Annotated in this window: 22 protein-coding genes; 19 read left to right on the top strand and 3 right to left on the bottom strand. The window is 70.9% G+C overall.

Features of this window, described 5'->3' with window-relative positions; all coding sequences use genetic code 11:
- Window positions 1–82: 82 nt before the first annotated feature.
- The 11 genes from ftsH (at window position 83) to lysS (ending at window position 10,452) form a co-directional block, all read left to right on the top strand.
- Window positions 83–2,086 (top strand): ATP-dependent zinc metalloprotease FtsH, encoded by a 2,004-nt coding sequence (ftsH, locus tag ACFQ9V_RS10650; protein WP_382459135.1) that lies wholly within the window; start codon window positions 83–85, stop codon window positions 2,084–2,086.
- Between the two features lie 12 nt (window positions 2,087–2,098).
- The gene (gene folE, locus ACFQ9V_RS10645; protein WP_382459134.1) at window positions 2,099–2,674 is read left to right on the top strand and encodes a GTP cyclohydrolase I FolE; all 576 of its coding nucleotides are present in this window, start codon (window positions 2,099–2,101) and stop codon (window positions 2,672–2,674) included.
- A gap of 82 nt (window positions 2,675–2,756) precedes the next feature.
- The gene (gene folP / locus ACFQ9V_RS10640) at window positions 2,757–3,560 is read left to right on the top strand and encodes a dihydropteroate synthase (RefSeq protein ID WP_382459133.1); all 804 of its coding nucleotides are present in this window, start codon (window positions 2,757–2,759) and stop codon (window positions 3,558–3,560) included.
- Window positions 3,553–3,951 carry a dihydroneopterin aldolase gene (gene folB / locus ACFQ9V_RS10635; RefSeq protein ID WP_382459132.1) on the top strand — a complete coding sequence of 133 codons (399 nt, stop codon included), beginning with the start codon at window positions 3,553–3,555 and terminating at the stop codon, window positions 3,949–3,951. Before folP ends, folB begins: the two co-directional genes overlap by 8 nt.
- Entirely contained in the window at window positions 3,948–4,496 is a 549-nt protein-coding gene (gene folK, locus ACFQ9V_RS10630; protein ID WP_382459131.1) for a 2-amino-4-hydroxy-6-hydroxymethyldihydropteridine diphosphokinase, read from the top strand. The genes folB and folK overlap by 4 nt, the downstream gene beginning before the upstream one ends.
- Entirely contained in the window at window positions 4,493–4,972 is a 480-nt protein-coding gene (locus ACFQ9V_RS10625) for a DUF3180 domain-containing protein (protein WP_382459130.1), read from the top strand. The genes folK and ACFQ9V_RS10625 overlap by 4 nt, the downstream gene beginning before the upstream one ends.
- On the top strand, window positions 4,956–5,441 hold the full coding sequence (locus tag ACFQ9V_RS10620) for a PH domain-containing protein (RefSeq protein ID WP_382459129.1): 486 nt from the start codon (window positions 4,956–4,958) through the stop codon (window positions 5,439–5,441). Before ACFQ9V_RS10625 ends, ACFQ9V_RS10620 begins: the two co-directional genes overlap by 17 nt.
- A complete protein-coding gene (locus ACFQ9V_RS10615; protein WP_382459128.1) occupies window positions 5,438–7,126 on the top strand; it encodes a PH domain-containing protein in 1,689 nt (562 codons plus the stop codon). Before ACFQ9V_RS10620 ends, ACFQ9V_RS10615 begins: the two co-directional genes overlap by 4 nt.
- Window positions 7,123–7,926 carry a Rossmann-like and DUF2520 domain-containing protein gene (locus tag ACFQ9V_RS10610; protein ID WP_382459127.1) on the top strand — a complete coding sequence of 268 codons (804 nt, stop codon included), beginning with the start codon at window positions 7,123–7,125 and terminating at the stop codon, window positions 7,924–7,926. Before ACFQ9V_RS10615 ends, ACFQ9V_RS10610 begins: the two co-directional genes overlap by 4 nt.
- Window positions 7,927–7,999: 73 nt before the next feature.
- Window positions 8,000–8,875 carry a pantoate--beta-alanine ligase gene (panC, locus tag ACFQ9V_RS10605; RefSeq protein WP_382459126.1) on the top strand — a complete coding sequence of 292 codons (876 nt, stop codon included), beginning with the start codon at window positions 8,000–8,002 and terminating at the stop codon, window positions 8,873–8,875.
- Between the two features lie 50 nt (window positions 8,876–8,925).
- A complete protein-coding gene (gene lysS, locus ACFQ9V_RS10600; protein WP_382459125.1) occupies window positions 8,926–10,452 on the top strand; it encodes a lysine--tRNA ligase in 1,527 nt (508 codons plus the stop codon).
- Between the two features lie 78 nt (window positions 10,453–10,530).
- Here lysS and ACFQ9V_RS10595 read toward each other — a convergent pair whose 3' ends face one another.
- Window positions 10,531–11,355: a cytochrome c oxidase assembly protein gene (locus ACFQ9V_RS10595; protein WP_382459124.1), complete on the bottom strand. Its 825-nt coding sequence runs from the start codon at window positions 11,353–11,355 to the stop codon at window positions 10,531–10,533.
- Between the two features lie 113 nt (window positions 11,356–11,468).
- On the opposite strand from ACFQ9V_RS10595, the gene ACFQ9V_RS10590 reads away from it, so the two are divergent.
- Together ACFQ9V_RS10590 and cls are read left to right on the top strand one after the other, a co-directional pair.
- Window positions 11,469–11,642: a hypothetical protein gene (locus ACFQ9V_RS10590; RefSeq protein WP_382459123.1), complete on the top strand. Its 174-nt coding sequence runs from the start codon at window positions 11,469–11,471 to the stop codon at window positions 11,640–11,642.
- 146 nt (window positions 11,643–11,788) lie between these two features.
- Window positions 11,789–13,267 carry a cardiolipin synthase gene (gene cls, locus ACFQ9V_RS10585; protein ID WP_382459122.1) on the top strand — a complete coding sequence of 493 codons (1,479 nt, stop codon included), beginning with the start codon at window positions 11,789–11,791 and terminating at the stop codon, window positions 13,265–13,267.
- Between the two features lie 3 nt (window positions 13,268–13,270).
- On the opposite strand, the gene ACFQ9V_RS10580 is transcribed toward cls, so the two are convergent.
- Window positions 13,271–14,248: a pirin family protein gene (locus ACFQ9V_RS10580; RefSeq protein WP_382459121.1), complete on the bottom strand. Its 978-nt coding sequence runs from the start codon at window positions 14,246–14,248 to the stop codon at window positions 13,271–13,273.
- Window positions 14,249–14,290: 42 nt separating this feature from the next.
- On the opposite strand from ACFQ9V_RS10580, the gene ACFQ9V_RS10575 reads away from it, so the two are divergent.
- The 6 genes from ACFQ9V_RS10575 to ACFQ9V_RS10550 all read left to right on the top strand — a co-directional run bounded on the left by ACFQ9V_RS10575 (window position 14,291) and on the right by ACFQ9V_RS10550 (window position 21,231).
- Entirely contained in the window at window positions 14,291–14,722 is a 432-nt protein-coding gene (locus ACFQ9V_RS10575; protein ID WP_382459120.1) for a hypothetical protein, read from the top strand.
- A 104-nt stretch (window positions 14,723–14,826) separates the two neighbouring features.
- On the top strand, window positions 14,827–17,349 hold the full coding sequence (locus ACFQ9V_RS10570; protein WP_382459119.1) for an ATP-dependent Clp protease ATP-binding subunit: 2,523 nt from the start codon (window positions 14,827–14,829) through the stop codon (window positions 17,347–17,349).
- Between the two features lie 106 nt (window positions 17,350–17,455).
- Complete coding sequence (locus ACFQ9V_RS10565; protein ID WP_382459118.1) at window positions 17,456–17,968, top strand: amino-acid N-acetyltransferase; 513 nt, start codon at window positions 17,456–17,458, stop codon at window positions 17,966–17,968.
- Window positions 17,969–18,013: 45 nt separating this feature from the next.
- The gene (locus tag ACFQ9V_RS10560; protein ID WP_382459117.1) at window positions 18,014–18,646 is read left to right on the top strand and encodes a hypothetical protein; all 633 of its coding nucleotides are present in this window, start codon (window positions 18,014–18,016) and stop codon (window positions 18,644–18,646) included.
- A gap of 116 nt (window positions 18,647–18,762) precedes the next feature.
- Window positions 18,763–20,124 (top strand): DNA repair protein RadA, encoded by a 1,362-nt coding sequence (gene radA, locus ACFQ9V_RS10555; RefSeq protein WP_382459116.1) that lies wholly within the window; start codon window positions 18,763–18,765, stop codon window positions 20,122–20,124.
- A gap of 168 nt (window positions 20,125–20,292) precedes the next feature.
- Entirely contained in the window at window positions 20,293–21,231 is a 939-nt protein-coding gene (locus ACFQ9V_RS10550; RefSeq protein WP_382459115.1) for an alpha/beta hydrolase, read from the top strand.
- On the opposite strand, the gene ACFQ9V_RS10545 is transcribed toward ACFQ9V_RS10550, so the two are convergent.
- Window positions 21,228–21,992, bottom strand: a complete 765-nt coding sequence (locus tag ACFQ9V_RS10545) for an SGNH/GDSL hydrolase family protein (RefSeq protein ID WP_382459114.1) — start codon at window positions 21,990–21,992, stop codon at window positions 21,228–21,230. The genes ACFQ9V_RS10550 and ACFQ9V_RS10545 overlap by 4 nt on opposite strands.
- Window positions 21,993–22,014 lie beyond the last annotated feature (22 nt).

Here is a 22,014-nt window from a genome sequence, read left to right as displayed (position 1 = left end):
CTGGACAGGCCAGCAGCGGTAAGCGCGCCCAGAGCGAACACGCAGCCGACCCACAGCGCCCAGGCGGTACTGTGGTCGCACCATGAACCTCAAGAAGATCTTCCGCGGCCCGATTCTGTACGTCGTGCTTGCGATCATCGCGGTGTGGATCGGCTCCAGCCTGATCACCATGTCGGGCTTCAAGCCCGTCACCACGCAGGAGGGCCTCAACCTCCTTCAGCAGGACAAGGTGTCGAGCGCGAAGATCGTCGACGGCGAGAACCGCGTCGACCTGATGCTCAAGCAGGCGGACGGCGCCAACGGCACCCAGGTGCAGTTCTACTACGTCACCCCGCGCGGCGCCGACATCGTCAAAGCGATCGACGACGCCAACCTCCCCAAGGGCTACGACGACTCCGTTCCGCAGCCCAACTGGTTCGTGAACATCCTCGGCTTCCTCATCCCCGCACTGCTCATCGGCGTGTTCTTCTGGATCATGATCTCTGGCATGCAGGGCGGCGGCAACAAGGTCATGCAGTTCGGCAAGTCCCGGGCGAAGCTCGTCACCAAGGAGACGCCGAAGGTCACCTTCGACGACGTCGCCGGGTCCGACGAGGCCATCGAGGAGCTCGAGGAGATCAAGGACTTCCTCAAGGAGCCCGCCAAGTTCCAGGCCGTCGGCGCCCGCATCCCGAAGGGCGTGCTGCTGTACGGCCCTCCCGGAACCGGCAAGACCCTGCTGGCCCGTGCCGTCGCGGGTGAGGCGGGCGTCCCCTTCTACTCCATCTCCGGCTCGGACTTCGTGGAGATGTTCGTGGGCGTCGGCGCCAGCCGTGTCCGCGACCTGTTCCAGCAGGCCAAGGAGAACTCCCCGGCCATCATCTTCATCGACGAGATCGACGCGGTCGGCCGTCACCGTGGCGCCGGTCTCGGCGGCGGTCACGACGAGCGCGAGCAGACCCTCAACCAGCTCCTGGTGGAGATGGACGGCTTCGACCCGAAGACCAACGTCATCCTGATCGCGGCGACCAACCGTCCCGACATCCTCGACCCCGCGCTGCTGCGCCCGGGCCGCTTCGACCGTCAGATCGGCGTGGACGCTCCGGACATGCTCGGCCGCAAGAAGATCCTGGAGGTGCACGGCCGCGGCAAGCCGCTGGCGGCCTCCGTCGACCTCGAGGTGCTCGCCCGCAAGACGCCCGGCTTCACCGGCGCCGACCTGGCCAACGTGCTCAACGAGGCCGCGCTGCTGACGGCCCGCTCCAACGCGCAGCTCATCGACAACCGCGCCCTCGACGAGGCCGTGGACCGCGTGATCGCGGGTCCGCAGAAGCGCACCAGGGTCATGAAGGACCAGGAGAAGCTGATCACCGCGTACCACGAGGGCGGCCACGCCCTCGCCGCTGCGGCGATGCGCCACACCGACCCGGTGACCAAGATCACCATCCTCCCGCGCGGCCGCGCCCTCGGTTACACGATGGTCATGCCGCTGGAGGACAAGTACTCGATCACCCGCAACGAGCTGCTCGACCAGCTCGCCTACGCGATGGGCGGCCGCGTCGCGGAGGAGATCGTCTTCCACGACCCGACCACCGGCGCCTCCAACGACATCGAGAAGGCGACCTCCATCGCCCGCAAGATGGTCACCGAGTACGGCATGAGCGCCGACATCGGCTCGGTCAAGCTGGGCCAGGCGAACGGCGAGATGTTCCTCGGCCGCGACATGGGCCACCAGCGCGACTACTCGGAGCGGATCGCCGAGCGCGTCGACACCGAGGTGCGCGCCCTCATCGAGAAGGCGCACGACGAGGCGTGGGAGGTCATCAACGACAACCGCGCCGTGCTCGACCGGCTCGCGGCTTCGCTGCTGGAGCACGAGACGCTCGACCACAACCAGATCGCCGAGATCTTCGTCGACGTCAAGAAGCTGCCGGAGCGCCCGCAGTGGCTCTCCAGCGACAAGCGGCCGATCTCCGACCAGCCGCCCATCCCGTTCCCCAAGGCGCCCATCGACGCCGGGGCCGTGGACGGCGGGGTCGACTCGGAGCCGCCGTCGTCGAAGCCGAAGCGGGCTCCCGCCATCAAGCCGCGGCCGGCCACGGCCTAGGCCGCGCACCGCATGACCGGATTCGATCGCGCACGCATCGAGGCGGCCGTCGCCGAGATCCTCGCCGCCATCGGCGAGGATCCGTCGCGTCCGGGCCTGGCCGACACCCCGTCGCGCGTCGCCGACGCCTACGCCGAGTTCTTCTCGGGCGTGGGCGTCGACGCGCGTCAGCAGCTCGGTGAGCCGGTGCCGCTGGAGGATGCCAGCGCCGAGACCGTGATCCTGCGCGACATCGCCTTCCGGTCGGTGTGCGAGCACCACCTGCTGCCGTTCCTCGGTGTCGCGCATGTGGCCTACCTGCCCGGGGATGCGGTGATCGGCCTCGGCCGCATCCCGCGCGTGATCGAGACCCTCTCGTCGCGCCCGCAGCTCCAGGAGCGCCTCACCGAGCAGATCGCCGACACGATCGAGGAGGGCGCTGCGGCCCGCGGCGTCCTCGTGGTGCTGGACGCCTCCCACGAGTGCGTGACCACCCGCGGCGCACGGCAGACCCGCGCCACCACCGTGACGATGGCCGCGCGCGGCGCCTTCGCCGAGCCCGCCTCCCGCGCCGAGCTGATCGCGCTCATCGGCGCAGGCGCAGCATGACGCGCACATTCGTGCCGAATGTCGACTCTCGCGAGCCGAAACGCGACATTCGTGCCGAATCGCGCGCCGTGGAGGCGACGGCGTGACGTTGGTCATGGGCGTGCTCAATGTGACGCCCGACTCGTTCAGCGACGGCGGCCTGTGGCTGGAGCCGGAGGCGGCGGTCGCGCACGCGCTCGAGCTCGTCGCGCAGGGCGCCGACCTGATCGACGTCGGCGGCGAGTCCACCCGGCCCGGCGCGCTGCGCGTCGACCCGGCGGAGGAGCGCGCCCGCGTCGTCCCCGTCATCCGCACGCTCGCCGAGCACGGCGTCACGGTCAGCATCGACACCCTCAACGCCTCCACAGCGCGCGCCGCCGCCGACGCGGGCGCCGCGATCATCAACGACGTCTCCGGTGGGCTGGCCGACGCCGGGATGCCGGACGCCGTGCTCGACACCGGACTCCAGTACGTCGTCATGCACTGGCGCGGCCGGCTCGACGCGGCCGACTCGCGCGCCGTCTACAGCCACACCGTGGCGGAGGTGCGCTCCGAGCTGTCCGCCCGCGTCACCAGCCTCCTCGACCACGGCATCGACCCGGCCAAGCTCGTGCTCGACCCGGGCCTCGGCTTCTCGAAGAACGCGCAGCACAACTGGCAGGTGCTCGCCGGCCTCCACGAGTTCGAGACCCTCGGCTACCCGGTGCTCATCGGAGCGTCGCGCAAACGGTTCCTCGGCACACTGCTCGGCGAGGGCGCCACCGTCGAGGACCGCGACGCGCCGACCGCCGTCATCTCCGCGCTGGCAGCGCAGGCCGGCGTCTGGGCCGTGCGCGTGCACGACGTGGTGTCGACGCGGATGGCCCTGGATGTGGTGCAGGCGTGGCAAGCTGGACGCGATGACTGATTCCGCTGCCGTGTCCGTCTCGCGCACGCCGACGGACGCGATCGTACTGACCGGGCTGCGCGTGCGGGCGCACCACGGGGTGTTCGACTTCGAGCGCGCGAACGGCCAGGACTTCGTCGTGGACGTGACGGCTCACCTCGACCTGTCGCCGTCTGCGGCCTCCGACGACCTCGCCCGCACCGTCCACTACGGCGAGCTGGCGAACGAGATCGCCGACGCCGTCCGCCGCGACCCCGTCGACCTCATCGAGACGGTCGCGGAGCGCGTGGCCGGGGTGGTGCTCGCGCACGATCCTGTGCACTCGGTGGAGGTCACGGTGCACAAGCCGGACGCCCCGATCGAGGTGCCGTTCGGCGATGTCGCCGTGCGCATCCTGCGGGGCCGGCCATGACGCCGCCGAACCGCATCGGGCGACCGGAGCGCCTGCGCGTCGGCGTCCCGGCCGTGCTCGCCTTCGGCAGCAACCTGGGCGACCGCGTCGCCACCATCCGCGAGGCGCTCCGGCTGCTCGCGGACGACGCCGGCCTCCGCGTCGAGGCGGTGTCCCGGCTCTACGAGACGCCGGCGCTCAAGCCGGAGGGCATCGACGAGGAGGCGCCCGCCTACCTCAACGCCGTCGCGTTGATCAACACCATCCTCGACCCGCTGGCTCTGCTGGCCGCGGTCAACCGGGTGGAGGACGCCCTCGGCCGCGTGCGCGGGGAGCGCTGGGGCGACCGCACCCTCGACATCGACATCGTGGACTACCAGGGGATCGTCGCCGACGACGACCCGCGCATCGTCCTCCCGCACCCCCGCGCGCACGAGCGCGCCTTCGTCCTGGTGCCCTGGCTGGACGTGGACCCGGACGCCGTGCTGCCGGGCTACGGGCCGGTCGCCGCGCTGGCGGCCCAGGCGACCGATCCGGTGACGCTGTACGAGGAGGGGGACGCATGAAGCGCACGCGTCCCACCTCCCTGATCGGCCTCGGGGTACTCGGACTGGTGGTGGGCTTCCTCGGGGAGCTCGCGGCGTCCGGCACCGGCATCGCCGTGTTCATCCCGCCGCTGACCCTGCCGATCACGCTGGTCGCGGTCGCGATCATCGTCGTGGCGTTCGCCATCCCGATCCGCCGGTCCGTGCGCGGCCGCAGCTCGCGCCGCATCGACCCGTTCCAGGCGACGCGGATCGTCGTCCTCGCCAAGGCGTGCAGCCTGAGCGGCGCGCTGCTGACCGGCGCGGGCGCCGGCATCCTGATCTACATCCTCACCCGGGACGTGCTGCCCGCCTCGAACGCGGTGCTGCTGACCTCGCTCGGCACGGCGGGCGCTGTCATCCTGCTCGTCGCGGGCCTGGTCGCCGAGTTCTTCTGCACCCTCCCGCCCGACGACAAGGACGACGACCCGGAGGCCGCCCGTGCCCGCTCGCATTGACCTCACCGTCGGGGAGTGGAACCGCGTCTCGCCGAAGTACGTCGTCGTGGTCGTCGTCAGCACCCTGATCAGCGGGATCGTCCTGAGCGCAGGGACGGTGTTCCTCTGGCTGGTCGCCGGGTGGTCGTGGGCGTGGACGCTGCTGGTGGTCGTCGTGGTCGCGACGCTCATCGGGCTGTTCATCGCGAACCGGCGCACCCGGTCGATCGGGTACATCCTGCGCGCCGACGACCTGCTCTTCCGACGCGGGATCATGTTCCAGCGCTTCGTGTCGGTGCCGTACGGGCGCATGCAGCTCATCGACATCACGCGCGGGCCGGTCGGGCGGATGCTCGGGCTGGCCGACCTGAAGTTCGTGACGGCGGCGGCGTCGACGAACGTCGTCGTCCCCGGACTCCCGGAGCCGCAGGCCGCGGAGCTGCGGGACCGCCTGGTGGAGCTGGCGGAGAGCCGCCGGGCAGGGCTGTGACCATTCCGGAGCCCGGGGGCGTGCCGCAGGGCGGGGCATCGGGCGCACCGCTGCCGGGTGCGCCTCTCCCCGGCGGCCCGCTGAACCCCGCCGAGCGCGCCGCCGAGCGCTTCACCGACGGCGAGTGGCACCGGCTCCACCCCGCGACGCCGTTGCTGCGCGGCGGCATCGTGTTCATCGCGGTCCTGGGCTTCGTGCTGTCCAACCTGCGCGAACGGCTGGTGAGCTTCTTCGTCGGAGCGCCCGACGTCGGCGGCGACCCGATCGACGCGATCGTCAACCACGGCTGGGAGGGCTGGGCGCTGCTCGGCGTCGCCGTCGTGCTGTTCGGCTGCCTCGCCGCGTTCTACGTGTCGTGGCGGATGCACAGCTTCCGGATCACCGACGACGCGGTGGAGGTGCGCAGCGGCATCCTGTTCCGCACCCAGCGCAAGGCCAGGCTCGACCGCATCCAGGGCATCAACGTGCAGCGGCCGCTGCTCGCGCGCATCTTCGGGGCGGCCAAGCTCGAGATCTCCGTGGCCGGGCACGACGCGAACGTGACCCTGGCATACCTCGGCTCGGTGCTCGCCGACGGGCTGCGGTCGGACGTGCTGCGGCTCGCGTCGGGTGTCCGGGAGGCGGAGGCCGCGGCCCCGGCTCCTGGCGTCGTCGCGGCCTCCCGCGCCGCCCAGGTCGGCGACTTCGTCAGCCGGCGCATCGACGACTTCCTCGCGCCGGAGCTCGACCCGAACGCGGCGCCGCCGGAGTCGGTCGTGAAGATCCCGCCCGTCCGCCTCGCCGGCTCGCTCGTGCTGAGCGGGTTCACCGTGTTCGTCGTCGCCGTGATCGTCCTGCTGGTGATCGGCTCGGCCGGCGGCGCGCCCTGGCTGCTGATCGTCGTCCTCCCCGGCCTGCTCGGCTCGGCGAGCTTCTACATCAACCGGTTCACCAAGTCCCTCCGGTACTCGATCGCGGGCACGCCCGACGGCGTACGGATGGGCTTCGGCCTGCTCACGACGAGCAACGAGACGCTGCCGCCGGGCCGCATCCACGCCGTCGAGGTGCTGCAGCCCCTCCTCTGGCGGCCGTTCGGCTGGTGGCAGATCCGCATCGACACGGCCGGTCACACGCGCGAGAAGGGCGCGGCGGGCCAGCCGAACACGACCATGCTGCCGGTCGGCGACCAAGCCGATGTGGCCAAGGTGCTGTCGCTGGTGCTCCCGGCGTTCACCGACGAGCACAGCGCCGCGATCCTGGAGGGCATGACCTCCCGCGGTCGCGACGCGTTCACCGGCAGCCCGCGCCGCGCGATCTGGCTGCGGCCGTTCTCGTGGCAGCGCACCGGTTTCCGGATGGTGGACGGGGCCGTGCTGCTGCGCCGCGGCTTCGTCTGGCGGAGCCTGGCGGTGGTGCCGCTGGCCCGGCTGCAGAGCCTGGAGTTGCAGCAGGGCCCGCTCGATCGGCTGCTCGGGGTGGCGGAGGCGCGCTTCCACACGGTCTCCGGCCCTGTTCATCCCCGGCTCGGCGCGATGGACGCGGCGACCAGCGAGCAGCTCTTCGAGAGCGTGGCGGTGCGCGCCGTGGCCGCCGCCGCCGCCGACCGCACCCACCGCTGGAGAGACACCCCGGGATTCGTGCCGAATGTCGACTCCAGCCCCGCGAAAAGCGACATTCGGCACGAATCCGACGAGGAGGACGCATGAACGACAGCACCCGCCGCTCCGGCCGTCTCGGCCTCGGCATCGTCGGCGCCGGGCGCGTCGGACCCGTGCTCGGCGCGGCACTCGCCGGAGCGGGCCACGCGATCGTCGGCATCTCCGCGGTGTCCGCCGAGAGCCGCGAGCGCGCCCAGGCGATGCTGCCCCAGGCGCCGATCCTGGACGTACCGACCCTCGTGGAGCGCAGCGAGCTCGTCATCCTCGCCGTCCCCGACCGTGAGCTGCCCGGCCTCGTCGCCGGCCTCGCCGCGACCGGGACCTGGCAGCCCGGTCAGCTCGTGCTGCACACCGCACCGGGCTACGGCGTCGAGGTGCTGCGCCCGGCCGCGGAGGCCGGCGCCATCCCGCTCGCGGTGCACCCGGCGTTCGAGTTCACGGGCACCAGCCTCGACCTCACCCGGCTGGCGGAGAGCTGGTTCGCCGTCACCGCGCCCACCCCGGTGCTCCCGATCGCGCAGGCCCTGGTGGTCGAGATGGGCGGCGAGCCGGTCGTGATCGCGGAGGCCGACCGTCCGGCCTACGCCGAGGCCATCGCGACGGCGACCGCGTTCTCGCGCTCGATCGTGGAGCAGTCCACCGGCATCCTCGCGGGGATCGGCGTCGAGAACCCCGGATCGTTCCTCAGCTCGCTGCTGCGCTCGGCCGTCGACAACGCCCTGACCCGCGCCGGAGCGCCGACCGCGCTCGACGTCGGCGACGTGCTGGAGGCGCTCGGCGCGGAGGACGGCCCGGGTGAGGGCGATCCCGGCGACGACGGTCGCGGCTGGTACCTCCGCGGCGAGTAGCCTGGATGCGGCCGCCTCGCCCGTGCGGGACCGGCGCCAACGACCTCACCGCCACCACCCCGAGAGGACCGTCATGCCGGACGTCGTGACCACCATCGCCGAACTGCGCGAGCGGGTGGCCCGCGCCAGGCGGGAAGCGGCGCTCGACGGCCCCGCCGACGCGCCCACGGGCCGGGTCGTGCTGGTCCCGACGATGGGCGCCCTCCACCGCGGCCATCTGAGCCTGGTGAGCCGGGCGCGCGACCTGGGCGGTCTCGTGGTCGTCTCGATCTTCGTCAACTCGCTGCAGTTCGGCCCGAACGAGGACCTGGACCGCTACCCGCGCACCCTCGACGCCGACGTCGCCGCGCTCGACGGCCTCGCCGACCTGGTCTTCGCGCCGACCGTCGCCGAGATGTATCCGGACGGCCCGTCCTCCACGCGGGTCTCCGCGGGCGAGGTCGGCCGGCTGTTCGACGGCGCCTCGCGCCCGGGTCACTTCGACGGGATGCTGACCGTCGTCGCCAAGCTGCTCAACATCGTCCAGCCCGACGTCGCCGTGTTCGGCCAGAAGGACGCCCAGCAGGTGCATCTGGTCGGCCGCATGGTCGACGACCTCGACCTCCCGGTCACCATCGCCGTGGTCGACACCGTGCGGGAGGAGGACGGCCTCGCCCTCTCCAGCCGCAACCGCTACCTGGACGACGACCAGCGGAGGGCCGCCATCACGCTGTCGCAGGCGCTCGCCGCCGGCGCGTCCGCGGCGTCCGGGGGAGCGGCAGCAGCCCTCGAAGCCGCGACCGCGCGCGTGCAGGCCGAGCCGGTCGTTAAACTGGACTATCTCGCGATCGTCGATCAGGACACGTTCCTCGAAGCGGGTGCGGACCTCCACGGTCCCGCGCTGCTGCTGATCGCCGCCCGCGTCGGCTCCACCCGCCTGATCGACAACGCGCGCATCACGCTCGGCTGAGCCTCCCTGAGACGCACGCCCTCCACAGAACCGCCGGAACGGAAGACACGATGACCGAAGCGCCCGCCACCGACCTCAACGCCGACGGCGACCTCACCGCCGACGAGATCAGCGAGCAGAAGGCCGTCCGACTGGCCAAGCGCGAGCGCCTCATCGCCGAGGCCGGCGACGCGGGCGGCGGCGCCTACCCGGTGCAGGTCCCCGTGACGACCACCATCCCCGAGGTGCGCGCCGCCTGGGGTCACCTGGAGGCCGACCAGACCTCCGGCGAGACCGTCGGCCTCGCCGGCCGCGTAGTCCACCAGCGCAACACCGGCAAGCTCTGCTTCGCCGTGCTGCAGTCGGGCGACGGCTCGCGCCTCCAGGCGATGGTCTCGCTCGCCGAGGTGGGCGAGGAGTCGCTGGCGCGCTGGAAGGAGCTGGTCGACCTCGGCGACCACGTCTTCGTCTCGGGCGAGGTCATCTCCAGCCGCCGCGGCGAGCTGTCGATCATGGTCCGCGGCTGGGAGATCGCGTCCAAGGCGATCCTGCCGCTGCCGAACCTCCACAACGAGCTCAACGAGGAGACGCGTGTCCGCTCGCGGTACCTCGACCTGATCGCGCGCGAGCAGGCCCGCCGCAACGTGCTCGACCGTGCCGCCGCCGTCGCGAGCCTGCGCAGCACCTTCGCGGGCCAGGGCTTCGTGGAGGTCGAGACGCCGATGCTGCAGGTGATGCACGGCGGCGCCTCCGCCCGCCCGTTCGTCACCCACTCCAACGCGTTCGACACCGAGCTCTTCCTGCGCATCGCGCCGGAGCTGTACCTGAAGCGCGCGGTCGTCGGCGGCATCGACCGGGTGTTCGAGATCAACCGCAACTTCCGCAACGAGGGCGCGGACTCCACGCACTCGCCCGAGTTCGCGATGCTGGAGGCCTACCAGGCGTACGGCGACTACAACTCGATCGCCGACCTGACCCAGCAGCTCATCCAGGACGCGGCGCTCGCCGTCTCCGGCTCGCACGTGGTCACCTGGGCGGACGGCACCGCGTACGACCTCGGCGGCCAGTGGGACCGCATCCGGATGTACGACAGCCTCTCGGAGGCCATCGGCGAGGAGATCACCCCGCAGACCCCGATGTCGCGGCTGCGCGAGCTGGCGGCGGAGGCCGAGATCGAGGTGCCGCACCCGCTGCCCGGCAAGTACGTCGAGGAGCTGTGGGAGCACCACGTGAAGTCGGGGCTCGTGCGCCCGACCTTCGTCATGGACTTCCCGGTCGACACCAGCCCGCTCGTGCGCGCGCACCGCTCGCGCGACGGCGTGGTCGAGAAGTGGGATCTGTACACGCGCGGCTTCGAGCTGGCGACCGGCTACTCCGAGCTGATCGACCCCGTCGTGCAGCGCGAGCGCTTCGTGGAGCAGGCGCGCCTCGCGGCCGCCGGCGACGACGAGGCGATGCGCTTGGACGAGGAGTTCCTGCGCGCCCTCGAGTTCGGCATGCCCCCCACCGGCGGCATGGGCATGGGCATCGACCGCCTCCTCATGGCCCTCACCGGCCTCGGCATCCGCGAGACCATCCTCTTCCCCCTGGTGAAGTAACGCCGAGGGGCACGTAAACGCCCCTAAAACGCGGTTTTAGGGGCGTTTACGTGCCCCTCGATGCGGGGAGCGGGGGGCTCAGCCGCGCTGGTGGAGGTGCGCTTGCGTGAGCGCCTCCATCTCCTCGTCGCTGAGCTCGTCCAGCTTCTTTCCCTCGCGGCGGTCCAGGCGCATCCATCGGATGAACAGGATGACCAGGATCGGGACGTCCGCGATCTCGGCGATGAACCACAGGAAGTCGCCGGACAGATGCTGGTCGTGCAGGGCGCTCGGGAACCACAACGGCAACGGGCCGACGATCGCCGGAGCGTGGTCCAGCACGGCGTCGTTGAGCCGCAGCAGCAGCCCGGGGATGGCGTCGAGCAGCAGCGCGACGAACGCCAGCAGGAACTCGACCGTGATGAAGAAGCTGGTGTGGATCACGGAGTGGGCCGCGATCGGCAGCACCATCAGCAGGCCCGCGAGCGGCACCAGCACGGAGATGGTCCATTCCGACCACGGGTTGTCGCGGAGGACCGCTGCGACCGGCGTCAGGAAGATCATGAACGCCGCGCAGGCGAAGACCGTCGCGAAGATGGCGTTGCCGAACAGCCGCACCGGTCGCGACTGCAGGAACCGGTCGGTGCGCCCCTGACCCGTGCTGCCCAGCGCCACCCGCGCGAGCGCGATCGGCCTCCCGAGGCTCACGAGCGCGGGCACGACGAACAGCAGCAGCGCGATCCGCGTCGTGAACGCCCAGCGCAGCTCCTGGCTCTCGGCGCCTAGGAAGCCGAACGAGATGACCGCGTACGAGCCGAGCCCGAGCAGCAGGTACATCCACGTCAGCCGCGCCGGCCAATGGTGGCCGCGGCGCCGCAGGGACAGCACGCCGCCGAGGTAGAGGGCCACCGCTGCGACGAGCATGACTGCGGCCGCCGGGTCGAACGACCAGGTGGTGAGGAAGACGAGGAAGGGAGGCGTGGTGCTGCTCCGGGGGAGTCGGGTTTCACATGTGCGCGAGGTACCATTATCCCGCTATGGGAGACATCATCGGTGGAATCGTCTGGTCGCTGGCCCCGACCGTGCTCGTCGGCCTGCTGTTCTGGGCGATCATGCGCGCCATCGTGCGTGCCGACCGCACCGAGCGCAAGGTGTACTCCCGCATGGAGAACGAGGAGCGCGCCCGCCGCGGCCTCGCCCCCAAGAGCTGAGCGCACTCTCAGGAGGAGCCCGCCGCCCGGCCCGATGACGCCGTCCGATCGTGCGCCGTCTCGCTCCGGAGGCTCGCCGCCCGCTACGGTAGGCATTCGAGGGCGCCGTTCCGGCGTCCTCACCGGCTGACGCCCGAGGGGGATGGATGGACGCGGGTTTCCTGACCACGACGATCGTCGTCCTCGCGCTGCTCCTCGACTTCGTCATCCGCGTCATCGCGATCATCGTCGTCCCGCGCAACCGCAAGCCCACCTCCGCGACGGCCTGGCTGCTGGCCATCTTCCTCATCCCGTACATCGGCGTGCTGTTCTTCCTGCTCATCGGCAGCTACAAGCTCCCGAAGAAGCGCCGCGAGAAGCAGGAGGAGATCAACACCTTCATCCTCGACAGCACCGAGGGCATGGAGCGGGTGCGCCGCGACCACCCGTGGCCGACGTGGCTGGAGTCGGTGGTCGAGCTCAACCGCAACCTGGGCGCGATGCCGCTGGTCGGCGGCAACCGGGCCAGCCTCAACGGGCACTACGACGACTCGCTGGCCGCGATGACCGCCGCGATCGCCGACGCGAAGAAGTACGTGCACGTCGAGTTCTACATCCTCACGCTCGACAAGACCACCGCGCCGTTCTTCGAGGCGATGGAGGCCGCGGTCGCCCGCGGGGTCGTCGTGCGCGTGCTGCTCGACCACATCGCGTCGGTGCGCACGCCCGACTACAAGGCCACCATCAAGCGCCTGACCACGATGGGCGCGAAGTGGCACCTGATGCTGCCGGTGCAGCCGTTCAAGGGCAAGTACCAGCGACCGGACCTCCGCAACCACCGCAAGCTGCTCATCGTGGACGGGCGGGTGGCGTTCATGGGATCGCAGAACGTCATCGACCGCAGCTACAACAAGAAGTCGAACATCAAGCGCGGCCTCAAGTGGAAAGAGCTCATCGTCCGCCTGGAGGGCCCGATCGTCGCCGGTCTGAACGCGATCTTCATCACCGACTGGTACAGCGAGACCGACGAGCTGCTCCGCCGCGAGACGGAGCCGATCACCGACGAGGACGCCCGCAACGCGAACGACCCCGAGGAGCTCGACGCCCAGGTGGTGCCGTCCGGCCCCGGGTTCGCGGGCGAGAACAACCTCCGGCTCTTCCTCGCGCTGCTGTACTACGCGCAGGAGCGCATCGTCATCACCTCGCCGTACTTCGTGCCGGACGAGGCCATGCTCACGGCCATCACGACCGCCACCCAGCGGGGCATCGCCGTCGACCTGTTCGTCTCCGAGATCGGCGACCAGGCGCTCGTCTACCACGCGCAGCGCTCGTACTACGAGGCGCTGCTGCGGGCCGGCGTGCGGATCTGGATGTACAAAGCGCCCTACATCCTGCACGCGAAGCACTTCACGATCGACGACGACGTCGCCGTCATCGGGTCGAGCAACATGGACATGCGCTCGTTCCTGCTGAACATGGAGGTCTCGCTGATGGTGCGCGGACGCTCGTTCGTCGAGCAGATGCGCGAAGTGGAGGACGGCTACCGCCGCGACAGCCGCGAGCTGACCCTGGACGAGTGGATGAAGCAGCCCCTCCGCTCCACCGTCCTCGACAACCTCGCCCGCCTCACCTCCGCCCTGCAGTAGCCGTTAGCCGCGCGGCTTCAGCCGCACCGTCGGCAGCGCCGGCGCCGGCAGCGCGCTGCCGGCATACCCGCCCACCGTCCCGAACCGCCCCTCCGGATCCTCCCCGTCGATCACGTCGCGCTGCCACTCGGCCCGCGCCGCGACGATGTCCTCGTGGCTGCGGCCGATGAAGTTCCACCACATGACGATCTCCTCGCCGAGCGGCTCGCCGCCGAGCAGCAGGAGGCGCGCGGGCCCGGCGGCCTCCACCTCCACGGAGTCCCGCCCGGGGCAGAGGTACGCGAGATGCGCGAGGGGCACGGCGGAGCCGGCGACCGTCACCTCCCCGGCGTCGACCAGGACGCCGTGCTCGAAGGCCGGATCAAGCGGCACGGTCACCCGCGCTCCCGCGGGCAGGGTGAGCTCCGCGCCGACCAGCGGAGAGAACACGGTCGCCGCCGTCCCGCTCCCGGCCAGCGCGCCGACGAAGGTCCGCACGGTCGCGTCCCCGAGCGCCGCCGGCGACGGGACGTGGTGCTCGAAGAAGGGGGCGACCTCCCGCGACGCGCTCGGCAGCGCCACCCAGAGCTGGACGCCGTGCAGCCGCTGCGTCCCTGGCGTGGACACCTCGGAGTGGCTGATCCCGCGTCCCGCCGTCATCAGGTTGAGCTCGCCCGGCCGCACCAGGGCGTGGCTGCCGACGCTGTCGCGGTGGTCGATCTCGCCCTCGAACAGCCAGCTCACCGTCTGCAGCCCGGTGTGCGGATGCGGCGGGACCTGCATCCCGCCGGTCAGCGAGACGTCGTCCGGGCCGTAGTGGTCGACGAAGCACCAGCCGCCGATCAGGGAGCGCCGCCGCTGGGGGAGGGTGCGCCGCACGGTCATCGCACGCGGTCCGCCGAGCGGAACCTCGCGCGGCTCCAGGATCTCCACGCCCGCGTCGGCGACGATCACGTCGTCGCCCGCGAGGACCTCCACCGGGTCGCGCTCGAGGTTGCTCATGGCGGCATCCTAGGCGTCATCGCGCCACCATAGAATGAGCGCGTGAATCGTGCAGCGCGCCCCCGGACGTCCATCGCCGCCTCCGCCGTGCTCGTCGCAGCGGCCCTGCTGCTCGCGGGATGTACGAGCACGCAGGTGAAACCCGCGAAGGACTACGCGGGCGAGCCGCAGGGCGTCCAGCCCCCGGCCAGCAGCGCGGGCGGCGCCTCCTGGGCGACCTGGCTGGACAACGGAAAGCAGTTCGGGATCGTGCTCAACGGCAGCTCCACCTGCCCGCCGACCGTGCAGTCGGTGAAGGTGGTGGCGTCCAATCAGCTGGAGGCCATGCTCGCCCCCGCGGCCGGCGGCGTGTGCACGCACGACATCGTCCCGCACACCACCGTGTTCGACACGCCCAGCGGCCTGACGACCAGCTCGGACGTCACCGTCAAGCTCCCCGACACCACCCTCACGATCGCCGCCATCCGCGGCTGACACGGCGTCACGCCTCCAGCGAACATGCCTCCGAAGCACGGGATGCCGCGGCTACCCTCGATGTATCGGCGCCGACCCTGCAACGGTGTCGCCAAGGAGTAGACATGTTCGAGAGATTCACCGACCGCGCTCGCCGCGTCGTCGTCTTGGCCCAGGAAGAGGCCAAGATGCTCAACCACAACTACATCGGGACGGAGCACATCCTGCTCGGCCTGATCCACGAGGGTGAGGGTGTCGCCGCCAAGGCTCTGGAATCGCTCGGTATCTCGCTGGACGCCGTCCGCGAGCAGGTCCAGGACATCATAGGCCAGGGTCAGCAGCAGCCGACCGGCCACATCCCCTTCACGCCGCGCGCCAAGAAGGTCCTGGAGCTGAGCCTCCGCGAGGCCCTCCAGCTCGGCCACAACTACATCGGCACCGAGCACATCCTGCTCGGCCTCATCCGCGAGGGCGAGGGCGTCGCCGCCCAGGTTCTCGTGAAGCTGGGCGCCGACCTCAACCGCGTTCGTCAGCAGGTCATCCAGCTCCTCTCCGGCTACCAGGGCAAGGAGCAGGTGCAGGTCGGCGGCAACGATCAGGCGACGGCGCAGGCAGGCAGCCAGATCCTCGACCAGTTCGGCCGCAACCTCACGCAGGCCGCGCGCGACAACAAACTCGACCCCGTGATCGGGCGCGAGAAAGAGATCGAGCGCGTCATGCAGATCCTGTCGCGCCGCTCCAAGAACAACCCCGTGCTGATCGGTGAGCCCGGCGTCGGCAAGACCGCCGTCGTTGAGGGCCTCGCCCAGGCGATCGTCCGCGGCGACGTGCCCGAGACGCTGAAGGACAAGCAGCTCTACACACTCGACCTCGGCTCGCTCATCGCCGGCTCCCGCTACCGCGGCGACTTCGAGGAGCGCCTGAAGAAGGTCACCAAGGAGATCCGCACCCGCGGCGACATCATCACCTTCATCGACGAGATCCACACGCTCGTCGGCGCCGGTGCGGCCGAGGGCGCGATCGACGCCGCCAGCATCCTGAAGCCGCTGCTGGCCCGCGGCGAGCTGCAGACCATCGGCGCGACCACGCTCGACGAGTACCGCAAGCACTTCGAGAAGGATGCGGCGCTGGAGCGCCGGTTCCAGCCCATCCAGGTGGCGGAGCCGTCGCTGCCCCACACGATCAACATCCTCAAGGGGCTGCGCGACCGGTACGAGGCGCACCACAAGGTGTCCATCACCGACGGTGCGATCGTGGCAGCGGCGAACCTCGCCGACCGCTACATCCAGGACCGCTTCCTGCCGGACAAGGCCATCGACCTGATCGACGAGGCCGGCGCCCGCCTGCGCCTGTCGATCCTGTCGGCGCCGCCGGAGCTGCGCGAGTTCGACGACAAGATCGCCGCCGTGCGCTCCCAGAAGGAGGCCGCGATCGAGGACCAGGACTTCGAGAGGGCCGCCTCCCTGCGCGACGAGGAGAAGAACCTCCTCGGCGAGCGGCTGCGCCTGGAGAAGCAGTGGCGCTCGGGCGACGTCAAGACGACGGCCGAGGTCGACGAGGGCCTGATCGCGGAGGTACTGGCTCAGGCCACCGGCATCCCGGTCTTCAAGCTCACCGAGGAGGAGTCCGCTCGCCTGGTGTTCATGGAGAAGGCCCTGCACCAGCGGGTCATCGGTCAGGAAGAGGCCATCTCGGCGCTCTCCAAGACCATCCGCCGCACCCGTGCCGGCCTGAAGGACCCCAAGCGCCCTTCCGGCTCGTTCATCTTCGCCGGCCCCACCGGTGTCGGTAAGACGGAGCTGGCCAAGGCGCTCGCGGAGTTCCTGTTCGACGACGAGTCGGCGATGATCTCGCTCGACATGTCGGAGTACGGCGAGAAGCACACGGTCTCCCGGCTGTTCGGCGCCCCTCCCGGGTTCGTCGGCTTCGAGGAGGGCGGCCAGCTCACCGAGAAGGTCCGCCGCAAGCCGTTCAGCGTCGTGCTGTTCGACGAGATCGAGAAGGCGCACCCGGACATCTTCAACTCGCTGCTCCAGATCCTGGAGGAGGGACGTCTGACGGACGGTCAGGGTCGCGTGGTCGACTTCAAGAACACCGTGATCATCATGACCACGAACCTCGGCACGAAGGACATCTCCGGCGGCCCCGTCGGCTTCCAGATCGAGGGCGACCCGACCACCGGTTACGACCGGATGCGCGGCAAGGTCTACGAGGAGCTCAAGAAGAACTTCAAGCCGGAGTTCCTCAACCGCGTGGACGAGATCATCGTGTTCCCGCAGCTCAACAAGGCCGAGCTGCTGCAGATCGTGGACCTGTTCATCAAGCGCCTCTCCGACCGGCTGCTCGACCGTGACATGACGATCGAGCTGGCGGTCCCGGCCAAGGAGCGCCTGATCGAGGTCGGCTTCGACCCGACGCTGGGAGCCCGGCCGCTGCGCCGTGCGGTCCAGCACGAGATCGAGGACCGGCTGAGTGAGAAGATCCTCCACGGCGAGCTGAACGCGGGCGACCACGTGCACGTCGACTTCAAGGACGGCGACTTCGTGTTCACCACGACCGCCCGCCAGGAGTCCGTCAGCGCCGGCGCCAACACCGCCGCCGCCATCGGAACCGGCCCGGCCACTCCCGACCTCGCCGCGAACGGCTGAAACCGCCGAGTACGCGAATAATCCGTTCGAAACCGCCGAGTACGCAGACTGTCTGCGTACTCGGCGGTTTCTTCGTGCGGGGGTGGGGGTCGGTAGGGTTGGAGGCGTGAGTTCTGACGGCGCGTATGTGGTTCGGAGGGCGCGGACCAGCGACGTGCCCGGTATCCGGGAGCTCGTGGAGCCGCTCGTGCAGCGGCGCATCCTGCTCGGCAAGGAAGCGGTGACCTTCTACGAGTCGGTACAGGAGTTCCGCGTCGCCGAGACCGCAGAGGGCGAGCTGATCGGCTGCGGCGCGCTGCACGTGATGTGGAGCGACCTCGCCGAGGTGCGCACGCTCGCGGTCGCGGATCCGTGGCTCGGTCGCGGTGTCGGCCGCGCGCTGCTCGGCCGGCTGGAGGCCGACGCGGCGGAGCTCGGACTCAGCCGGCTGTTCTGCCTCACCTTCGAGGTCGGCTTCTTCGAGCGCAACGGCTTCGAGGACATGGGGTCGGAGTCCATCGATCCGACGCTGTACGCCGAGCTCGTCCGCTCGCACGACGAAGGCGTCGCGGAGTTCCTCGACCTCGCCCGCGTGAAGCCCAACACCCTGGGAAACACGCGCATGTTGAAGCATCTCTGAGCGCGCCTGCCCCGGCGTGTCGCGGGTCGGCGCTACTCTGCGGGCATGTCGACGTTCAAGAACCCAGTCGGCCCGAAGCCGAGCGGCGTTTACTGGCGCCGTCGGCTCATCGTCCTCCTCGGCCTCGTCGCGGTCGTGGTGGTCATCGTCCTGATCGTGGTCCGGCCCGGCTCGTCGAGCGGCGAGCCCGCCAAGGCTCCCGTGACGACGAACACGCCGGCGCATACCCCGGCCGCCACGAGCATCCCGACCTCCAGTGCCAGCGCGAGCGGCCAGGCGTGCAAGCCGGCCGACGTCAAGGTGGAGGCCGTGACGGACGCCGCGAGCTACACCGCGGGCCAGCTCCCGCAGCTCTCGGTCGCCCTCACCAACACGGGAGCGAACGCGTGCGTCCTCGACGCCGGGACCGCCCAGCAGGTGTTCACGATCACCAGCGGCTCGGAGGTCTACTGGAAGTCGACGGACTGCCAGAGCTCGAAGGTCGACGCCCAGGTGCTGCTGCAGCCGGGCAAGACGATCTCGTCGCAGACCCCGATCACCTGGGACCGCACGCGGTCCGACCCCTCCACGTGCCAGGCGCAGCGCGCACAGGTGCCGGCCGGCGGGGCGTCGTACCACCTGCAGGTGTCGGTCGCGGGCATCACCTCGGCGACGACGAAGCAGTTCGCGCTGCGCTGAGCCGCCCTGTTTCTCCTCCACAGATCGGGCGTGGGCGGGACTACTCCACGAGTTCCGCGATCCTCCCGCGGATGACGGTGGCCGACCGTAGTGTGGAGCGCGACTGAGGAGGTTCCGTGGCAAAGGCCGCTGTGACGTATCGCTGCACCGGGTGCGGCTGGACGACGGTGAAGTGGGTGGGCCGCTGCGGCGAATGCCAGGAGTGGGGAACCGTCGCGGAGGCGTCGGCGCCGACGGGCGTGTTCCGTGCGCTGAAGCCGGTCGTCGTGAGCGCGGACCGGGCGGCGCGCGCGATCACGTCGGTCGGCACGGAGCCGGCGGAGCGCCGGCCGAGCGGCATCGGCGAGTTCGACCGGGTGCTCGGTGGCGGCATCGTGCCGGGTGCTGCCATCCTGCTGAGCGGTGAGCCAGGGGTCGGCAAGTCGACGCTGCTGCTGGAGGTGGCCTCCCGGGCCGCGAGCGAGGGCCGGCCAGTGCTCTACGTGAGCGCCGAGGAGTCCGTGGGCCAGGTGCGGATGCGGGCCGAGCGCACCGGCGCCATGCACGACCAGCTCTTCCTCGCCTCCGAGACCGACCTGGCGACGATCATCGGTCAGATCGACGCGGTGCGGCCCTCGCTCGTCATCGTGGACTCCGTGCAGACCGTGTCGAGCGGGTCGATCGAGGGGATGGCGGGAGGTCCGAGCCAGGTGCGCGAGGTCGCCAGCACGCTCATTCGCGTGGCCAAGGAGCGCGACCTCCCCATCCTGATCGTGGGCCACGTCACCAAGGACGGCTCGATCGCCGGTCCGCGGCTGCTGGAGCACCTGGTGGATGTCGTGTGCCAGTTCGAGGGCGACCGCCAGACCGCGCTGCGGTTCGTGCGTGCGCTGAAGAACCGGTTCGGGCCGACGGACGAGGTCGGCTGCTTCGAGATGGCCGGCGACGGCATCGCCGAGGTGCCCGACCCGAGCGGACTCTTCCTCAGTCGCACGGCGACGCCGGTGTCCGGCACCTGCGTCACCGTGGCGATGGAGGGCAGGCGGCCGCTGCCGGTGGAGGTGCAGGCGCTCGTCGTGGCGACCACGGCGCCCAACCCGCGGCGCGTGACGAACGGGGTGGACTCCTCGCGCGTCGCGATGCTGCTGGCGGTCCTGGAGCGGCGTGCCGGCATCCGCCTGGGCGACAAGGACGTGTACGTGTCCACCGTCGGCGGGGTGCGGCTGGCCGAGCCAGGAGCCGACCTGGCCATCGCACTGGCGGTGGCGTCGGCGGCGACGGACCGTGCCATCCCGCACACACTCGTCGCGTTCGGCGAGATCAGCCTGGCGGGGGAGATCCGGCCGGTGACGAGCGGCAAGCAGCGGGCGACCGAGGCGACGCGGCTCGGATTCTCGACCCGCATCGACGAGCGCGCCGCGACGATCCGGGAGGCGCTGCGCGTCGCCTTCACCGCCGCCGCCACCCCACGCGAGCGAGAACTCGACGCCGCCTTCTGACCCGTCCCCGCCTCCGGCGCCCCCGCCCGCAGCTAACGGAGGACATCCGCCCCCGACACGCCGCGCGACTCCTCCGCTGACTGCTCGCACGCGGCGCGTCGAACGGAATCTCCTCCCGTAGCGACGCGAGGGTTCTCGCGGCCGGGCGGCCGGGCCACAATGGGCCGCATGGCCAACCTGACGTTCACCCTCCGTTCGGGCCGACGTGTCGGCGTCACCACCCTGGGCGACCCGGTCGCCGCGCGTGTCATCGTGTTCTGCCATCCCGCCCCCGGCTCGTCGGTGTTCGACCCCGACCCGGACGCGTCGGCGAACCGCGGCGTCCACATCGTCTCGCTCGACAGGCCGGGCTACGGCTCCAGCGACCCGTGGCCGGCCGGCTCCTGGCCCAGCATCGTGGGCGCCGCCGACGACATCGCCGAGTACATCCGCGAGATGAAGCGGCTGGAGTCGCCGATCGGCGTCAACCGCCCGCCGACGATCGGCATCGCCGGCTGGTCGGCCGGCGGCCGGGTGGCGCTCGCCTTCGCGGCAAAGCATCCCGAGCTCGTCGACCGGGTCGCGGTGGTCGCGACGCCCGCCCCGAACGAGGACGTGCCGTGGATCCCGCCCGAGCTGCAGAAGCAGTCCGACGAGCTGGGCCGCCTCTCACCCGACGAGGCGAGGAGCCGGCTGTCCGCCATGCTGCAGGGCCAGGCCGACGCGATGCGGGCCGCCGACCTGGAGAGCGGCGTCCCCCTCGACGCGCTCGGCGCCGGACCGGTGGACGCCGAGGTGCTCGGCCGCCGTGGCCTGGAGGACCGGCTCGGCCGGATGCTGAAGGACGCCTACCGCCAGGGTCCGGGCGGCGTGGCGGCCGACATCCTGAGCTACACCACGCGTCCGTGGGGCTTCGATCCGGGAGCGGTGCGGGCGAAGACGCTCATCATCGGCGGCGACGCCGACCCGATCGCCGGCCACGCGCACGCAGCCTGGTACCGGAAGGCCATCCCGGACGCCCGGATGGAGATGGTGCCGGGCGCCGGCCACCTCGTCATCGCGCCGGCCTGGGAGCGGGTGCTGTCGTTCCTGGCGCCGCACCCGGAGCCGCTGCACGACGCAGGCTAGAGCGCGGCCCGCCGCGGAAACTTGGCCTTCGCCTGCTCGATGACCGCGGGCAGGAAGGCGGACGCCCAGACCCGGTAGCCGTGGTCGTTCGGGTGAAACCAGTCGTCCGCGAAGTGGTGCAGCGCCCCGCGCCACCCCTCCCGCCGCATGGCCTCGTGCAGCGGGACGACCGTGAGTCCGCGCTCGGCGGCCGCTTCGCGGAGGATGTCGTTCCCGACCGCGACCTTGCGCTCGTTGTGCGGCAGGTAGAAGTACGGGAGGTCGGCCACGATCGCGTCCGCCGGCAATGCGTCGAACACCCGGCCGATGCCCTCCCGGAACCGCGCGGCGTCGAAGTCGGCGATGTCGTTCGCGCCGATCGACACGGTGACGAGGTCGGGGGCGTGGTCGGCGAGCCGGGGCAGTTGGTCGGCGGCGGCCAGCGCGACGGTCGCCCCGGACACGGACAGGTTGACGACCTGGACGCTGCGCCCGGTCGCGGCGCGGACGTGGTTGGCGATCACGCCGACATAGCTGTTGCGCGGCGCGGAGGCGCCGATCCCCTGCGCGGCACTGTCCCCGATGGCCACGTAGAGGATTTCGCCCTCCGTCTTGGCGTGGTCGCGCCACCACGCGGAGTGCACGGGCAGCGTCTCGTTGATGCGCTCCTTGCCAGCGGCGAGCGACGCGCGCTGCTGCGCGACCCACGCCCGCCCGGCCACCGCGCCTGCCGCGACGACGAGGGCGCCGCCCAGCCAGATCACCGGCTTCAGAATTCCCACCCCGGCAGCGTACTGCCGTCCT

Origin of the sequence: Leifsonia sp. NPDC056665, from assembly GCF_042791795.1 — a bacterium.
Lineage (GTDB): Bacteria > Actinomycetota > Actinomycetes > Actinomycetales > Microbacteriaceae > Leifsonia.
Note: the sequence above shows the minus strand (reverse complement) of the source record. Positions and strands in the feature narration are given on the sequence as shown.

What these genes read in the sequence shown, in the direction of transcription:
- lysS (WP_382459125.1), top strand. Translation starts at nt 8,926, where the DNA reads ATGACCGAAGCGCCCGCCACCGACCTCAACGCCGACGGCGACCTCACC.
- folE (WP_382459134.1), top strand. Translation starts at nt 2,099, where the DNA reads ATGACCGGATTCGATCGCGCACGCATCGAGGCGGCCGTCGCCGAGATC.
- panC (WP_382459126.1), top strand. Translation starts at nt 8,000, where the DNA reads ATGCCGGACGTCGTGACCACCATCGCCGAACTGCGCGAGCGGGTGGCC.
- ACFQ9V_RS10590 (WP_382459123.1), top strand. Translation starts at nt 11,469, where the DNA reads ATGGGAGACATCATCGGTGGAATCGTCTGGTCGCTGGCCCCGACCGTG.
- cls (WP_382459122.1), top strand. Translation starts at nt 11,789, where the DNA reads ATGGACGCGGGTTTCCTGACCACGACGATCGTCGTCCTCGCGCTGCTC.
- ACFQ9V_RS10560 (WP_382459117.1), top strand. Translation starts at nt 18,014, where the DNA reads ATGTCGACGTTCAAGAACCCAGTCGGCCCGAAGCCGAGCGGCGTTTAC.
- folB (WP_382459132.1), top strand. Translation starts at nt 3,553, where the DNA reads ATGACTGATTCCGCTGCCGTGTCCGTCTCGCGCACGCCGACGGACGCG.
- folK (WP_382459131.1), top strand. Translation starts at nt 3,948, where the DNA reads ATGACGCCGCCGAACCGCATCGGGCGACCGGAGCGCCTGCGCGTCGGC.
- ACFQ9V_RS10625 (WP_382459130.1), top strand. Translation starts at nt 4,493, where the DNA reads ATGAAGCGCACGCGTCCCACCTCCCTGATCGGCCTCGGGGTACTCGGA.
- ftsH (WP_382459135.1), top strand. Translation starts at nt 83, where the DNA reads ATGAACCTCAAGAAGATCTTCCGCGGCCCGATTCTGTACGTCGTGCTT.
- ACFQ9V_RS10550 (WP_382459115.1), top strand. Translation starts at nt 20,293, where the DNA reads ATGGCCAACCTGACGTTCACCCTCCGTTCGGGCCGACGTGTCGGCGTC.
- ACFQ9V_RS10580 (WP_382459121.1), bottom strand. Translation starts at nt 14,248, where the DNA reads ATGAGCAACCTCGAGCGCGACCCGGTGGAGGTCCTCGCGGGCGACGAC.
- ACFQ9V_RS10610 (WP_382459127.1), top strand. Translation starts at nt 7,123, where the DNA reads ATGAACGACAGCACCCGCCGCTCCGGCCGTCTCGGCCTCGGCATCGTC.
- ACFQ9V_RS10595 (WP_382459124.1), bottom strand. Translation starts at nt 11,355, where the DNA reads ATGCTCGTCGCAGCGGTGGCCCTCTACCTCGGCGGCGTGCTGTCCCTG.
- ACFQ9V_RS10570 (WP_382459119.1), top strand. Translation starts at nt 14,827, where the DNA reads ATGTTCGAGAGATTCACCGACCGCGCTCGCCGCGTCGTCGTCTTGGCC.